15 protein-coding genes are annotated in these 15,964 nt (G+C 45.1%); 8 read left to right on the top strand and 7 right to left on the bottom strand.

What is annotated here, in order from left to right; translation table 11 throughout:
- Window positions 1-13 precede the first annotated feature (13 nt).
- Window positions 14-664 carry a thioredoxin family protein gene (locus FEM33_RS25990; protein WP_139014882.1) on the bottom strand — a complete coding sequence of 217 codons (651 nt, stop codon included), beginning with the start codon at window positions 662-664 and terminating at the stop codon, window positions 14-16.
- Window positions 665-986: 322 nt separating this feature from the next.
- Between FEM33_RS25990 and rplU the strand changes: the two genes are divergently transcribed.
- From rplU to FEM33_RS25960, 6 genes are all read left to right on the top strand, one after another.
- Complete coding sequence (gene rplU / locus FEM33_RS25985) at window positions 987-1,298, top strand: 50S ribosomal protein L21 (protein WP_139014881.1); 312 nt, start codon at window positions 987-989, stop codon at window positions 1,296-1,298.
- Window positions 1,299-1,367: 69 nt separating this feature from the next.
- Window positions 1,368-1,652: a 50S ribosomal protein L27 gene (gene rpmA / locus FEM33_RS25980; RefSeq protein ID WP_139014880.1), complete on the top strand. Its 285-nt coding sequence runs from the start codon at window positions 1,368-1,370 to the stop codon at window positions 1,650-1,652.
- A 165-nt stretch (window positions 1,653-1,817) separates the two neighbouring features.
- A complete protein-coding gene (locus FEM33_RS25975; RefSeq protein ID WP_139014879.1) occupies window positions 1,818-2,414 on the top strand; it encodes a NifU family protein in 597 nt (198 codons plus the stop codon).
- 80 nt (window positions 2,415-2,494) lie between these two features.
- Entirely contained in the window at window positions 2,495-3,604 is a 1,110-nt protein-coding gene (locus FEM33_RS25970; protein WP_139014878.1) for a hypothetical protein, read from the top strand.
- A 12-nt stretch (window positions 3,605-3,616) separates the two neighbouring features.
- A complete protein-coding gene (locus tag FEM33_RS25965) occupies window positions 3,617-4,675 on the top strand; it encodes a ferredoxin--NADP reductase (RefSeq protein ID WP_139014877.1) in 1,059 nt (352 codons plus the stop codon).
- Between the two features lie 399 nt (window positions 4,676-5,074).
- On the top strand, window positions 5,075-6,139 hold the full coding sequence (locus tag FEM33_RS25960; protein WP_139014876.1) for a substrate-binding domain-containing protein: 1,065 nt from the start codon (window positions 5,075-5,077) through the stop codon (window positions 6,137-6,139).
- Window positions 6,140-6,194: 55 nt separating this feature from the next.
- Here the strand turns inward: FEM33_RS25960 and FEM33_RS25955 are convergent, their stop codons facing one another.
- The 3 genes from FEM33_RS25955 to rbfA are packed head-to-tail and all read right to left on the bottom strand — an operon-like array spanning window position 6,195 to window position 10,504.
- The gene (locus FEM33_RS25955; protein ID WP_229214430.1) at window positions 6,195-8,855 is read right to left on the bottom strand and encodes a M1 family metallopeptidase; all 2,661 of its coding nucleotides are present in this window, start codon (window positions 8,853-8,855) and stop codon (window positions 6,195-6,197) included.
- 20 nt (window positions 8,856-8,875) lie between these two features.
- Complete coding sequence (locus FEM33_RS25950) at window positions 8,876-10,102, bottom strand: ABC transporter permease (RefSeq protein ID WP_139014875.1); 1,227 nt, start codon at window positions 10,100-10,102, stop codon at window positions 8,876-8,878.
- An 18-nt stretch (window positions 10,103-10,120) separates the two neighbouring features.
- Window positions 10,121-10,504 (bottom strand): 30S ribosome-binding factor RbfA, encoded by a 384-nt coding sequence (gene rbfA, locus FEM33_RS25945; protein ID WP_138281826.1) that lies wholly within the window; start codon window positions 10,502-10,504, stop codon window positions 10,121-10,123.
- A gap of 212 nt (window positions 10,505-10,716) precedes the next feature.
- On the opposite strand from rbfA, the gene FEM33_RS25940 reads away from it, so the two are divergent.
- On the top strand, window positions 10,717-12,129 hold the full coding sequence (locus FEM33_RS25940; protein ID WP_139014874.1) for a hypothetical protein: 1,413 nt from the start codon (window positions 10,717-10,719) through the stop codon (window positions 12,127-12,129).
- Here FEM33_RS25940 and rpiB read toward each other — a convergent pair.
- Window positions 12,126-12,557 carry a ribose 5-phosphate isomerase B gene (gene rpiB / locus FEM33_RS25935; protein WP_139014873.1) on the bottom strand — a complete coding sequence of 144 codons (432 nt, stop codon included), beginning with the start codon at window positions 12,555-12,557 and terminating at the stop codon, window positions 12,126-12,128. The two genes, FEM33_RS25940 and rpiB, sit on opposite strands and share 4 nt — an antisense overlap.
- Window positions 12,558-12,780: 223 nt before the next feature.
- On the opposite strand from rpiB, the gene FEM33_RS25930 reads away from it, so the two are divergent.
- On the top strand, window positions 12,781-13,551 hold the full coding sequence (locus tag FEM33_RS25930) for an LOG family protein (RefSeq protein ID WP_229214429.1): 771 nt from the start codon (window positions 12,781-12,783) through the stop codon (window positions 13,549-13,551).
- Window positions 13,552-13,566: 15 nt separating this feature from the next.
- Here the strand turns inward: FEM33_RS25930 and FEM33_RS25925 are convergent, their stop codons facing one another.
- Both FEM33_RS25925 and FEM33_RS25920 read right to left on the bottom strand, forming a co-directional pair.
- Window positions 13,567-14,526 (bottom strand): ComEA family DNA-binding protein, encoded by a 960-nt coding sequence (locus tag FEM33_RS25925; RefSeq protein ID WP_139014872.1) that lies wholly within the window; start codon window positions 14,524-14,526, stop codon window positions 13,567-13,569.
- Between the two features lie 226 nt (window positions 14,527-14,752).
- Window positions 14,753-15,793, bottom strand: coding sequence for a DUF4097 family beta strand repeat-containing protein (locus tag FEM33_RS25920; RefSeq protein WP_139014871.1), 1,041 nt, complete (start codon window positions 15,791-15,793; stop codon window positions 14,753-14,755).
- Window positions 15,794-15,964 lie beyond the last annotated feature (171 nt).

The raw sequence follows: 15,964 nt of genomic DNA, 5'->3' as shown, positions 1-15,964 counted from the left end.
AATCATTTATTCTTTAATTTTTCCATTTAATGGCACATCCGACGGGTTTGGTCACCGTAGTCACAACCGGTTTCTGGCTTAAAAGATTGGTTACGGCTTCATCAACGTAAAATTTTGTAACACCGCCCGGATCCTGCGGATTGTCATCAATCATACCGATATATCGAACCAGGAATCTGGCGCCGTTTTTCTGAAGTATATAAACCTGCGGCATACGGATGGCTCCAAACGCCCTGGCTGTCTGCTGAAGATTATCGACCAGATATGGAAACCGGTAACTTTTGGCAGCAGACCTTTCCTTCATTTTTTCAGCTGTATCGTCCTGATGCGTCCCCGGATCGCTTGGATTGATGGCAATTACCGGAAATCCCTGAGACGCAAATTTATCATTCAGCGCAATAATCCGGTCTTCATAAGCCTTTGCAAACGGACAGTGATTGCTTGTAAAAACAACAATAACGCCTTTTGAACCCGAAAAATCATTTAAAGAAACATTGCTGCCGTCTGCATTTTTAAGCTGGAAATTAGCCGCGGCATCGCCTATCTGATAACCTGAGGAAACCTGTTTTTCATCATTCAGATAAATAGGATCTGAACCGAAAGCATCCGTTCGGCCTGTCAAACCCGTAAATACAGCAATCAAAATCCACAGACCAATTTTCATTTTATATTTTATTAATCATTTCTATGGTAAGACGTAATTTAATGATAAAAGTAACATTTTTGGAATGTTAAGGTTTGTTAATCCTTTAATTTGACAAATATTCCGTGAACGGCACTTTTTATCCGATGTATAAAGGTAATTGTTTGAACAGCTTTAACTATATCTATACAAATAATTGCACAAATAATCCGGCCGGCATTTTTATTCTCTTTCCGGGCTCCGCTCGCGGTACCAAATAAACGGCATAATGCATTGTTATTCTGCATTTATGTGCCTATATTTGCACCTCATTTTGAAATTCAGTATATCATAATCAATTAACATGTACGCAATTGTAGAAATCGCAGGTCAGCAATTTAAGGTTGAAAAGGGTCTCGCTATCTTCACGCACAGGCTTGAAGGTGACGTGAACGCTGCCCTTGTGTTTGATAAAGTCCTTCTCGTTGATAACGGAGGCACAGTACAGGTAGGTTTGCCAACAGTAGCCGGCGCTTCTGTAAAAGCAACTGTACTTGAACATCTTAAAGGTGAAAAAGTAATCGTCTTCAAAAAGAAAAGACGTAAAGGTTACAGAGTTAAAAATGGTCACCGTCAGTACCTGACAAAGATCAGCATTGACGAAATCGTAGCCTGAGTTGTTCCACATCCCGGAAATCAAGTATCTGTTTAAATCAAGAAATTACAACAATCAGTTTAAGATATCATGGCACATAAGAAAGGTGTAGGTAGCTCGAGAAACGGACGTGAGTCGGAAAGCAAGCGTCTTGGAGTAAAATTATTCGGTGGCCAGCTTGCCAAAGCAGGCAATATCCTTGTCCGTCAGCGCGGAACAAAACACAACCCTGGCAAAAATGTAGGCATCGGCCGCGACCATACGCTGTTTGCACTGGTGGAAGGCAATGTAGTTTTCCGCAAAACGCGCGAAAACAAGTCTTACGTTCACATTGAGCCCATCGCAGCAGCTGAGCCTGTAACAGCAGAAGCTTAGGAAATGAAATACAGCATTTTATCATGCTAAACCTTGAAAGCCCGTCAGAGAAATAGCTGACGGGCTTTTTTATTGCAGTGCATTTCCGGATTTGAAAACCAAATCTTCATTTTACTTGTTCATTGCAGTAGAGAATTATTTACCCCATCATTTTATAAAAAAGAAATGCTTACACGACCGGTTTTTGTATATACGGAATTAAGCCCCAATCCGAATTCAATGAAATTTGTATTGAATTTCGAACTGGTTCCCGACGGACTTTCATTTGATTACCCTTCGCGTGAAGCCGCTCTGGAAGAAGGCAGTGCTTCGCCGCTTGCTTATGACCTGTTTCAGTTTCCGCATGTTAAAAGGGTTTTCATAGCCAGTAACTTCATTACGCTGACCAAAGATGAAGCCATTGCGTGGGAAGATGTGCTGAGAGATACAAAGCAGTTCATAAAGATTTATTTTGAAGAAAACCACCCTGTTTTCGAACAGCGCACCATTGATAAGAATACGGTTATTGTAGATTCAAGGGATTCCGACACAGTTCAGAAAATAAAGGCGGCGCTGGACCAATACGTACGCCCGGCGGTGGAATCCGACGGCGGCGCGATTAACTTTCATTCGTTCAATGAAGATTCCGGCGTTGTAAAAGTATTGCTTCAGGGTTCGTGCAGCGGTTGCCCGTCTTCCACGCTGACATTGAAAGCCGGAATTGAAAATCTGCTTACGCGTATGGTTCCGGATGTAAAACAGGTTGTGGCAGAAGGAGTTTAAAGATTAAATTGTATTGTTGCCAAAAACCCTGTCTGAAAGGCAGGGTTTCTTTTTTTAAAGTGATTTATTAGTTTCGGAACATGAAGCAAAATCTGCGGAAATTCATTGACCATACCGAAAGTCTGCAATCTGAAGGAAACCGTTATTTTCCGGAAGGTATTTTTCCTGCATACCGCGTTAATCCGGTTATTGGTTATAACAGGCCGGATACGACCATATTTTTTTCAGCCATTATCTGCTATACGCTGCAATCAGTCCGGAATCAGGCGGACGCTGAACTTCAAAACCAGATTGACAGAATTTGCGGCAAGGTTATTAAAAACTATCCTGCATTTCAGAACAAAGACGGCTTGAAAACCTATAATTTCTGGAAAACAAAACCTTCGATGCATTTTCCGAATGGCCATATATTCCGTCATTTTGACCATTTCCGCATTCCTGACGATATTGATGATACAGCATTCATTTACCTGACCTCCAAAGCATCAACGGATGAAATGCTTTGGCTCAAACAGAAACTGCCGCTGCATGCCAGCGGAAACGGACGGCGCATCCGGAACACGTATCCGGAATACAGCGCGTTGCAGGCTTACTCCACATGGTTTGGCAAGAATATGTATATTGAATTTGACGTCTGCGTGCTGAGCAATCTGATGCTGCTGATTTTCCGGCATAACCTGCCTTTGAACCGGCACGATCACGACAGCCTTGCTTACATCCGTTCGGTCATTGAAACAGACCGTTACCGGACTGCACCTTTCCGCTGTGCACATCAATATCCGAGAACGCCGCTGATTATTTATCATGTATCACGGCTGATTGCAGCTTTCGATCCGCCGGCTCTTCAAAGTATTAAAAGGAAACTGACTGAAGACACGATTCAGCTTGCTGCAAAAACCGACAATCCGATGGACCGAGTGATTCTTTCCACTTCCCTGATGCGGCTCGGCGTGGAAACAGAAAGAATTCCCGTTGAAGATTATACGGTTCATGACTTCAAAGGTTTTTACTTCTTCATTGCCGGATTGCTGACAGCGTATGAAAATCCTTTGCTTTACAGGATTTCCGTCAGCCCGCTTTTTCACATGCACTGGGTTTGCGAGGCGCATTGCTGGACTTTGCTGGCGGAGTACGAAATGGTCTGGAATAATTTTCTTGTTGAAAAGTCTTACTTAAAAAACATTCAATAAAGACACCCGCTGATGTCCGACTCCACCATTTCCCTTCGCGTAAGACAAATCATTCCGGAAAGTGAAGATACCAAGACGTTTTTGTTTGAAAGAACCGACGGAAAGCCGTTTACGTACAAAGCAGGCCAGTTTCTTACGTTTCTCATTCCGCAGCACGGCCATGAAGTACGGCGTTCCTATTCCATGAGTTCTGCGCCGGATGCGGATGCCTTTCCGGCCATTACCGTCAAGCGGGTTCCCAATGGTGAAATTTCGCGTTTCTGGGTACATTCCGTTCAGGTCGGAGATGTATTTACAGCCTTGCCTGCAGCAGGCCGTTTTGTGCTTGAAAAAACGGATGAGACACCGCATGACATTATGCTGCTCGGTGCCGGAAGCGGCATAACGCCTCTTTTCTCTATTATGAAACAGGCGCTGACCGATGAGAGCAAAAGCCGGATCACATTGATTTACGCCAGCAGAAACACGAAAAGCACGCTGTTTCAGGAACGTATCGAGCAGTTGCAGCAACAGTTTCCGGAACGGCTGAAAGTCATACAAATCCACAGCCAGCCCTCAGACGACTGGACGGGTATTCGCGGCAGGATCAATAACACGCGGCTGGAACAGCTTGTGAGCAAGTCACTCGCTTTTTCGCCTGAACTCGCGCGTTTTTTTATCTGCGGACCTTACGAACTGATGCGTTCCATAGAAATTACGCTGCATTTTATGGGTTTCACTTCATCACAAATCCGGAAAGAAAGTTTTGTAATTCCTGCCGTTCCGAAACCTGAAACGGTTTCTTTTCCGCATACCATTGATTTACATTTCAGGAACAGAGAGTACAGGTTGCTTGTACCGGCCCATACGACCATTCTGGATGCCGCACTTTCTGCGGGAATCCATCTGCCTTACAGCTGCAAAGGCGGCCGCTGTTCTGCCTGTGCAGCAATATGCACAAACGGCGCAGTAAGAATGAGCGTAAATGAAGTTTTAACAGACCGCGACCTCAAAGAAGGCTGGATCCTGACCTGCTCCGCTTATGTAGACAGTGACGATGTAAAAGTTGAATTTCCTTCCGGCCGTAATTAACAAAAGCGTACGCTTTTTACGGCATACGCTTTATTCAGGATTTAGGATTAGCAGGAATTCAGAAACGGTTAAGGATAGGAATAAGGTCAGATAGATTAAATGCTGAAATATTAGGAATGCAATAGTGGCTCGGTCAGGAATAATATTCTATTTATATTACTGATTACAAAATTAATTGTTAAATCCGTTATTCCAAGTATAATTCAAAAAAGTGTTCGAGCACACACGCGATTTTATCAATCGTGTTCGTACACGTTCAGTTTACCGTATACTTGCAGTACAATTTGCAGACCTTTGTTTCAAGCGTTGCAAGCATACATTTATTATAAAATAAATATGAAAAATCTTGTTATTTGCTTCTAAGTAACCATCTATATTTTTTCCGAATACATACCGATAGTGAAAAAGAAGATCATAAGGATAAAAGACATTGCAGAAAAGGCACAAACCTCGAAAGGAACTGTTGACCGGGTACTGCATAACCGCGGAAGAGTGGCCGACGATGTTCGCAAGCGTATTCTGGAAATTATAAAGGAACTGAATTACGAGCCGAACTTTATTGCGCAGTCGCTGAAATCGCAGCGTACATTCAACTTAGCCGCACTTGTTCCCGATCCGCATTTGGATTCCTACTGGGAAGCACCGGAAACGGGAATGGAAAAGGCAGAAAAGGAACTGCGTCAGTACGGCGTTTCCATCAGCCGGTATATCTTCAACCCGCATGAAGAACAGTCTTTTATTGCAAAAGCGCAGGAAGTAACCAGGGAGCATCCGGACGGCCTGCTGATTGCGCCGGTGTTTTACAAGGAAGCGTTGCCGTTTTTCAAGGAATGGGCTGCGCTGAACATTCCTTATGTGCTGTTCAACACACAGATTGAACTTGTAAACCCGCTGTGCTATATCGGGCAGGATTCATACAGAAGCGGTTGTCTGGCTGCCAAAATACTTTGCTTCGGTCTTCAGTCGCCGGGAAGTATTCTGGTGGCGCATGTTAACGAGGATATTTCCAATTCCGCGCATCTGATCACCAAGGAAAAAGGTTTCCGGGATTATTTCAACGCCTTGCCGGAAGAAAGCAGCTTCAAAGTAATCAGCAAGGAAATCAATTATGCCGAAAATGAATCCATTGACCTGCAACTGGAAATCATCCTGAAAGACGAACCCGGCCTGAAAGCGATCTATGTTACTAATTCCAAAGCCTTTGAAGTTGCCTCTTACTTGGAACGAAATCAGCTCAAGCACATCAAACTGGTCGGATATGACCTTTTAAAACCGAACCTGAATTATTTAAACAAGGAAATTATCAACTTCCTGATCAATCAGAATCCGCTTGGACAAGGTTACTGGGGAATTCACCAGCTTGCCAATCATCTTGTTTTTAAAAAAGAAATCCAGCCGATCAAGTTTTTGCCGCTGGATATCATTACAAAGGAAAACCTGGATTATTACCTCGATCCGCAATGAATGCCGAAAGACAGCAAATAATCTGAAAAGCCGAACTTCTATTCAGTAGCCTTTATTATAAATCGCCAAACTGATTATACATTTCTTTCAGCTTCGGCTCCGTTTCCTTGGAGCGGATGTCTTTACGCAAAGCAGAAACGCCCTGAATGTCCGTCAGCAACCCGAGTGCCTGAAAAGCGCCGAATCTAACAAAATACGAAGGATTGTCACGCGCCAGTCCTTCCAGCACGGGAATGCTTTTTCTTTGAATATCCTGTTTTGACTTAATGAGGTACTTTCCGAAAACCTGCAGAAAATTATACTTCTCGGTTGGTTTCATCAGCTTCATCTTTTCCAGAAACCATTCAAATCTTTCAGGCTGCGCGAGTCCGGCATAATAATTGGCAACGGAAGTGACAATCGCGTCATTCGGAGAATTTTCGAACTGAGCCGCAATGCTGCTTGCATCATCCGGCTGACCCATCAGGTATTTTTCCATTGCTACCGAAACAACCTGATAAGAGCTGTCGCTCAAAGCTTCCCGGAAAATGGAATCGTTGTTGTTGTCGCCAAAAGATGCGAGCGTAATAATGGCCTCCGTACGGACCTGCGGATGCGGATCAAGCCTGGCGCGATCCTGGATTACTTTTTCAATGTCTACAAACCCGGTGCCGTCATACTCGGCAAAATTACTGATGGCCATTTGGCGCAATTTCCAGAACGGATCGTTCATTGCCTTTACCAGAATATTCTTGACTGTGGAATCGGCCATTCCGCCTTCCAGTGAAGTAAGCGCCTCATATTTGTGCAGAAACCGGTCGGCGTTCAGGTATTGAAACTGCATTTCCTTGCGTGATTTTTCGTGCTCGATTACGCCGAGCAACTGTGCATCCGCATCAAAAATAACAAGGTCGGGTTTTTTGGCAGCCGGAAATTCCAGTGTCTGCGAGGCTTTGTCCAGCATAACGTCGTACCGGCTTTTCTTGCCGCTCACCCATACATCTACTTTCAGCGGCAAGCGGTAAACCGTTGCAGCAAGCGTATCCTGTGCCTGTTTTACTTTCAAAAGAACCTTTCCTCCGCCCGCAATTGCATATTCCTGCTGTATTTTCAAAACGGGATGCCCCGGCTTGTGGAACCACTGATCAAAAAACCAGTTCATATCCTGCCCTGTTACTTTTTCAAATGACATTCTCAGATCATCAATTTCCGCTGTTCCGAATGCATGTGTTTTCAGGTAATTCTGAAGTGATGCAAAAAAAGCGTCATCACCTACGTAAGTTCGCAGCATATGCAGTATCCGGCCGCCTTTTGCATAGGAATGGCTGTCAAACATATTTTCCCGGTCCTTGTAAAAATAGCGGATCATCGGGACCTGCTTGGTTTCTGCCTCGGCAAGGTATGCACGCATTTCCTGAAGATTCTGCCAGTCCGCCTCGTATCGGCCGTTATTGTATTCGCTCCACAGGAATTCGGAATAATTGGCGAATGATTCATTCAGCGGAAGCTGGCCCCACTCCTCGCAGGTAACGTAATCGCCAAACCAGTGATGCGCCAGTTCATGCGCAATGACCGCATCCGAATTGCCGTCGATAAGCGAGCGCGTATCGTTTTGCACGCCTTCTTCATGTACCGTGGCCGTCGTATTTTCCATCGCACCGGCCACAAAATCCCTTACTGCAATCTGTGCGTACTTTTCCCACGGGAAATCCATTCCGAACACGTTGGAGAAAAAACCGATCATTTCAGGCGTACGTCCGAAAATCGCATGTGCATCCGCTCCGTATTTCGGCTCTACATAATAGCTGAGTTCCAAACCGTTCGGCATCATGTCTTTGGCAACGGCAAAATCTCCGACTGCAAGCATCGCAAGATACGGCGCATGCGGAAGCGATTGTTTCCAGTGATCGGTACGCATGCCTTTTTTCTTTTCTTCCTGCGAAATCAGCAGTCCGTTAGACAAGGTTTTGTAAGTACTGTCAACAGTAATGTAAAAATCATGCGTAAATTTCTGATTGGGTGCATCAATGGTCGGAAACCAGCAGGAACTTCCTTCGGTTTCGCCCTGCGTCCATATCTGCCGCGGCTTTCCTTCGTCCATTCCGTCGGCATTGATAAAATAAAGTCCTTTGTCCGAAACGCTGTCGTCTGTTTTTCCTCTCGGAACATCATTCGGCCTGGCTACGTAATCGATCTTGATAAAAAGGGTATCTTTCCGCGTATAGTTTTTACCGAGCTTAACAATCAGTTTACGCTTGTCATACGTGTATTCCAGCTTTTTCTTCACCTTGCCCGCTATTTCCCCGGCGGCAATGTCTCCGTAATTCGCAAGCGTGTCCAGCAAGCTTATTTCCTTGATATCAAATCCTTTGGCATCCAGTTCCAGCGTATTCTGCGGATAGAAATGCGATTTGAACATCAGCACCGCAGATGCCGGAACCTGCTGTTTTACCCAGTCGAACTGAATATCCAGGCGCGTGTAAAGTATATCGCTTTTTTTCTGTCTTTCCGGACGGTAAGGTCCTTGCGGCGTAATGGTCCCGGGCGTTCTTCTGAAAAGTGTATCTGCCGTTTCGCGGTGTATTTCGGAACGGGAAACCGACGGTGAAACCAGTAAAATTCCAAAGATTATGCAGATCAGCCCGTTGTGGAAGAACTTTTTATTTTTTCCGGTCATAGCTGCTTTTAAATTGATTGCAGGATAGTAAGTCAAAATATTCAGATGGTATAGTATCATTTTCAAATCCGGAATTCAGGTTAAACGCGTAAGATCTGGCCTGCGTCTGCTGCTCTCCGGGCTGGGATATAAGAAACGATCATAGTAATAATAACGACAATGATACCTGTGTAGAGTATATCCTGCCACATTAATTTGACCGGATACGCATCAATCAGCGAAGTTGTCATGCCCATGGATACAAAACCGTACCGGATCTGAAGAAGGCAAATCACAATTCCTCCGCAAAGCCCGAATATGGCGCCCGATAATGCAACAATGGCTCCTTCCGCCAGAAATATTTTCCGGATAAGCGCCGGCCCGGCTCCGAGCGAATACAGCATGGCCACATCTTTTTTCTTTTCAATCGCAAGCATGCTTAATGAAAAAAATATGTTGATTGCAGCCACCAGAATAATCAGCGACAAGGTTACGCTTACAAAAAGTTTTTCCAGCCGGATGGCGCGGAGCAGATCCGAATTCAGCGAATCCCGGTCTTTTACCACAAATTTCTCACCCAGTTTTTCTCCGATTGCCCTGCTGATCTTGTACTCCGAAAAACCCGGTATTGTCTTTATTTCCAGCGCAGAACGCTGACTGCCGTATTCCATGAGCGTAGAAACAAGCGAAAGCGGCGCAATAACGTAATCGTCGTAGCGCGCCTCGATAAAGAAAATTCCGCCCGGCCGCAAGGTAATGTGGTTAAAAGCTTCGGCAGACGTAACGTTCAGCGTTTTGGTACCCGTACGCGGGTACAGCAGTTCAAGCGGCACAATGACATCTTCAAGCGAAATCGACAATGCGTTTCTGATCCCTTCCGCAATGACAGCATAAGGCGTTCCGTTCGGGCCATACAACTTCAGCGAACCCTGGATAAGTGCCGTATCCAGCTGGCCCTGCTGTTCGAAACCTTCGTCCACGCCTTTCAGCCTCACAATCATTTGCTGGCTTCCGTACCTTGCCAACGCGTTGTCTTCAATAACCTGTGTAACCGATTTTACTCCGTTCACCGATTTTATTGCGGCGATCAATGAATCGGAGACCTGAAATCTTTTTCCTTCACGCGGAGAAATTTTCACGTCGGCATCAAAAGTTTTAAAAATCTTGCGGTTCAGATCTTCCATTCCGTTAAAAACAGACAAAACAACAATCATCGCCATCGTACCCACGGCAACGCCGGCCATGGCAATGCGGGCGATCAGACTTATAAAACTGCGTTTGTTTCTGGAAAAAAAATAGCGAACTGCAATCCTGTATGAAAGATCCATCAAAAGCTGCAGTTGAAATCAATTAGATTCATCTTCACTGTCGGGCTGCGCCGGCGGAATGACGATATCAGAAAAAAGCAAGTCCATTTTAGCTGCATATTCCGCCGTATCGTCCATGTAAAACTGAAGATGTGGAACAATGCGTAACTGATGACGAACTCTTTCCGCAAGTTTCTGACGGATAAAACGGGTATTTTCCTGGATTGTTTCCAGCAGCATCTTTTTGTTTTTATCAGGCAAAAAACTGAGATAAGCTCTCGCTATGCTGAGGTCAGGCGTAACGCGCACGGCGGTTATGGTTACAAAAGATCCGTTTGTCAGGTGCTGCGCATCTTTCTGGATGATTTCACCAAGGTCCTTCTGTATCTGCCTTCCTACTTTTTGTTGTCTTTTAGATTCCATAATTTTCAAATCATTGTCAGCCGGTAAGCTGCCTGAATTAATATCCTGAGCACCCTGCTCTGCAAATTGTCATGCCAACAAAACTGCATCTTCAAAATCCCCCTGCTCCTATATAATAAGTACAAATATCCATACTTATTTTGTTATTGTAGAATACGGAGTTGTAATTTCGTGAAAGTTATTCCCATTAAGATCTATAATCCGCCAACTTCTTGTTAAGCTTTTTTCGCGTTAACGCACGGTATCAGACCATCAGTCTGATTGTATTTTTCCTGCTGCTCCGGCTGCCGTTTTTTCTGGGCGGCGCACCTTTGCTTATACCCGAACTGAGCTGGATGCTGGTCGGCGAACAAATGGGCCGCGGCTTTATGCTTTACCGTGACGTCTGGGATAATGTAAGTCCTTTTTCAGGATTGACTTACTGGCTCATCGACAGCCTTTTCGGGCGGACGCAATGGATTTATCAGCTTGCCGCCATTACCGTTTCCATTGTCCAGATTATCTATTTCAATTACGTAATCCATTCCAGGGAAGTATTTCCGGAACGCAGTTTCATTCCCGGTGCCTTGTACGCGCTTTTCCTGAATATATCATTTGATATGGGTACGCTTTCGCCCATGCTCATGGCCAACACTTTTCTGCTGTTTGCGTTCGGGGCGATTGTCAAGATACTCGTAAGAAGGGAAGTCAGCCCGCAGGTTTTTGAAATGGGCCTGTATGTCGGAATCGCCACGCTGTTTTATCTTCCGGCATCTTTGTTTATGATATGGGCTTTTCTGGCGCTGCTTTTCTATACCGGCTCTACGGTCCGTCATCACTTGCTCGGCATGTTCGGATCTGTTTTTCCGCTGCTGATGGTCGTGCTGTTTTTTTACATGAACAACGGCATGGAAAGCCTGAACAGGAATCTGCTCACTTCCGTTTTTCAGGTGAAACAATATAACCTGAACGATTTCACTTCGCTGATAGCTTCCCTCCTGCTGCCGCTGGGTTTTGGCGTTATGGGCTTTATGCGGATTTTCACCACCATGCGTTTTGTAAGTTACCAAACCCGGATTCAGCAGGTGATGGCCTTATGGTTCATAACGGCTGTTTTTACCATTCCGCTCATGCAGTTTCTGGCGCCCATGCAGTTTGTAATATTTGTACCGCCGGCTGCTTTCTTTGCCACGCATTATTTTCAGAGTTTCAGGAAAAACAGCTTTTCGGACGAGCTTCAGTTTACTTTAATGGGCGGGATCATTCTGCTGATCCAATATCAGGGATTGCGCGGCGTAGTGCCAGGGATAGCCATGGGCAAGCTGGAAAATCTGAGAGCCAGGCCGGCAAACCTGCCCGGCCAGATCCGCAGCAAACGCATTCTGGTGCTCGGGCAGCATACGGGAGAGTACATTAACAATTACACGGCAACGCCTTATCTCAACTGGGAACTGGCGAGCTACGATTTAATGAACCTCGACAATTTTGACAGCGTCATCCATGTTTATGACAACTTCCGCAAAGATCCGCCCGATTATGTCGTTGATAAAGTCAATATAATGCCGAAACTGCTGAACCGTGTTCCGGCACTACAAAAACAGTATGAAGCCAGTCCCTGGAAAGGCATTTACCAGAGAAAAATCTAGCAGGCAATCTTATCTACGCGCGCCTGATGCCTGCCGCCTTCGAATTCCGTACTCAGAAATGCTGCCACGCTTGCCAGCGCAGTTTCCAGCTCAATAAACCTTACGGGAAAACAAATCACATTGGCATCGTTATGCTGGCGTGCCAGCTGCGCCAGCGGCGCATCCCAGACCAGCGCGGCACGGATTCCGGCATGTTTGTTCGCCGTAATGCACACGCCCTGGCCGCTTCCGCACAGCAGAATGCCTTTTTCATATTCCCCGCTTTCCACGGCACTTGCAACCGGATGCGCGAAATCGGCATAGTCGGCGGAATCGGCGCTGTATGTACCAAAATCTTTTACTTCAAAACCGTTTGTAATAAGCCATTGTGTAACAGGCTCTTTATAAGGAAAACCGGCATGATCCGAACCGATAGCAATTTTTCTCATTGTTTTTTTGTTATATGTAACCCGTTTATCTGCAAAATAAAAGGGTTTTTAAATGTATAATTATAAATAAGTAATTGTTAAAATTAGTCGGGAGTATCCGTTTTTACAATTTACACTCTGTTAAAAATGGATCTTCCTGACTGCTTAAAGCGGATTGCCGGCAGCTTTCCGGCAATTGCAAAGCTACAATATATGAATCAACAACTAAATTGAATTTTTAAGTATGGATGAACAAGTAAAAACAGAAAATGCACAGCTCATTGACGTTTCCCTCCTCAATCCGGCAGTTCCGGAAGACGAAAAACGCATCAAGGAAGCATTTGAAGATAGAAACTGGAATGAAATAAAAAGTGCCGATTCCTGGGTTGTGTTCAAGGTAATGGCCGAATTTGTTGAGGGTTTTGATAAACTGGCCAAAATCGGTCCGTGCGTTTCCCTTTTCGGTTCTGCCCGTACGCTGGCCGACAATCCGCACTATAAAACCGCCGAAGAAATTGCGGCAAAACTGGTCAGGCATGGCTACGGTGTCATCACCGGCGGCGGGCCCGGAATCATGGAAGCGGGAAACAAAGGTGCTTTTCAGCAGGGCGGCAAATCCGTCGGTCTGAACATCAAACTGCCTTTTGAACAACACAGCAACATTTACATCGATCCGGACAAAAACATCAACTTTGACTTTTTCTTCGTCAGAAAGGTCATGTTTGTAAAATATTCCCAGGGATTTATTGTCATGCCGGGTGGTTTCGGAACGCTGGATGAGCTTTTTGAGGCATTGACTTTGATACAAACCAAAAAAATCGGCCGCTTCCCGATTGTGCTTGTCGGAAGCAGTTACTGGACCGGATTGCTCGACTGGATCAAAGGAACCATGCTGACGGAAGGAAATATCAATCCCGAAGACCTTAAACTCATCAGCGTTGTGGATACACCCGATGAAGCGGTGAAGGTGATCGATAATTTCTACTCCAAATATCTGCTGAAACCCAATTTTTAAAATCATGGATTCTGATCAGAAAGAAAGATACGGCTCGATCTTTCTGATCATGGTTTCATCCATGACTTTTACTTTCCGCAGATCGTCAGCAGAACGGAACGCACCGTGCTGATTGCGGTAATTAACAATAATTGCGGCAATCTTTCTGTTTTTAAGATAAGTATGGCTGTTCAGTTCTTCGGCAGTCGCCGTATTGATATCAATCTTTTTTACGGCACTCTGCACTTTTGCAAAACGGTTGAGTTCGGACAAAGCCAGCGAATCAAGCCCGAATATTTCCGCATACTGGCTTGCAGAATGGAACCCGCCAAGCCCGTCCCGGAATTTCAGAATCCGCATGGACAATTTGCTGCCGATTCCGCGGAGCCGAACAAGCTGCGCCGTATCGGCTTTGTTAATATCAAATTCTGAAATAGCCGGCTTTCCTGCAAAAACCTTTTTCTCAGTTGCTGCTTTCTCCTTTTCCGCAGGTTTCGCCGGAGTTATACCGGCAGCAGGCGGCAGTACAATGTGCTTTTCCAGTCGTTCGTAAAGGCTGGCCGGAAAATCATAGATCGTAAGCAAATCTTCTTTTTTACGGAATTTACCGCCTTTGCTCCTGAATTTATCCATTCTTTTTGCCAGAAAAACGGGAATTCCAAGCTCAGTCAGTTCATCAACGGTTGCCGTATTCGGGTCAAAATCAAAAAGGCGGAACGAACGGGCCGATTTTGCATGATCGTTTTTTTCAGGATATTTCTTATACTTTTTAAATTTCAGCTGATTCTCTTTTTCAAGTTTAGCTGCAATGCTGTCCAGCTTCTTCAGATCAACGTCACTCTCGTTAACCGGAACAATCGGCAAAATCCATCTTCTGAACACAAACGGCGTCCAGATCAGAAACAGGCATAATACCATCAGAACCAGCGCGCCGCGTGCTTCCTTTCTGGAAATCCCAAAGTAGTCCTGCAAGTGCGTAACCATATTTCTAAACATACGTCGGATCAAAGGTTTGCTCTTTTAGACGCACTTTCCGGTTTATGGTTACTGTAAAAAAATAAAATGGCGGAAGAACGAAGTCAAAATTCCGTCCTTCCGCCATTTACAAGTACTATTTCCAAGTTACGGATTGAAATGAATCCGGATTGAATTTTCTACAAGCTTCTCTGAATTAATCATTTTTGATCCTGACAGCTTAAAGCTAATTGCCAAAAGCCATTCACTAATTGACATAAACGCTTCCGCTGCTCGCTGAAAGTGTAACCGGAATGCCGCCGCCGTTCATTTTGCCGTTTACGCGGTCTTTTTCTGCTTGGCCGTCAAAGTTTTTCAGCGGGATGGATACTTTATTGCCTTTCAGGTTCAGGTCTACGCCTTTATCCAGCGGCATCTTAACCCGCACGCTTCCTGCCGAGCTGGACAGATTTACAAATTCGCCCAGTTTGGTCAGTTCTACTTCAATGCTGCCTGCGCTTGTACTGGCTTTCAGGCTTCCCGAAACATTTGCCAGCCTTACAGAACCGCCCGAAGTTCCGGTGTTCAGCGAGCCGGCCAGGTTTTCACCTTTGATGCTTCCGCCGCTGGTCTGCGCTTCAATTTCTCCATCAAGGTTATTCAGCGCAATGCTTCCGCCGGAGGTCTGTAGTTCAATTTTGCCTTTCAGGTCGCTCGCTTTAATGCTTCCGCCGCTGGTATGCAGCTCGATGTCCTTACTGCAGTTGGCAACCTCAATGCTTCCGCCGGAAGTACGGCCGCGGATCATGCCGCTCAGGTCATTCACATGCAGGCTTCCGCCGCTTGTCGTGAAGTTCTGTTCGCCGTTCAGTGAAGCGATGTGAATACTTCCGCCGCTTGTTTTGAGGTAAGTGGCTGTATTTTTAGGCGTATAAACCTTGAACCCGATTGAAATGCCTTTGTTATTATTCTGGTTATTATTGTTTTTTCGCTTTGCTGTGGCCACCACCCGGTCTCCTTCCGTACCGATCAGAATGTCGTAATCTTCCAGTCTGTCTTCGATTTCTTCTTTGGAAAGTTCGCTTTTGCCATTCCAGTTGTTTGGTTTTACAAACATTTCCACTTTAAAGCCGTTGCTTTCACCGCCCGTTACCGAAATGGAACCGCCGGAAGTTTCAACGGACAATTCTTTCAGCGAGGCATTTGTAAAATTTTTGGTTACATACGGCTTGTCGCTGTCGTTCTGAGCATTTCCTGCAATGGCAACGAACATTGCAAGCATGATTACAAGTAGCTGTTTCTTTTTCATGATCCGGTGTTGTTAATTTTTATAATGATGACAAAATGAAATCGTATGTTGCATGGCGTAACGTTAATTTTAATACATCAAAAACAAAGCCAGTAACAAAGTACACTGATTGTAAGCTGTTTAGGCATAAAACACTGTTCAAAAACGGACATTTGAAACGCCGGATATGTA

The organism is Dyadobacter flavalbus (genome assembly GCF_006149045.1).
GTDB lineage: Bacteria > Bacteroidota > Bacteroidia > Cytophagales > Spirosomataceae > Dyadobacter > Dyadobacter flavalbus.
The sequence above is the reverse complement of the archived record's forward strand: the minus strand, read 5'-3'. Positions and strand labels throughout refer to the sequence as shown.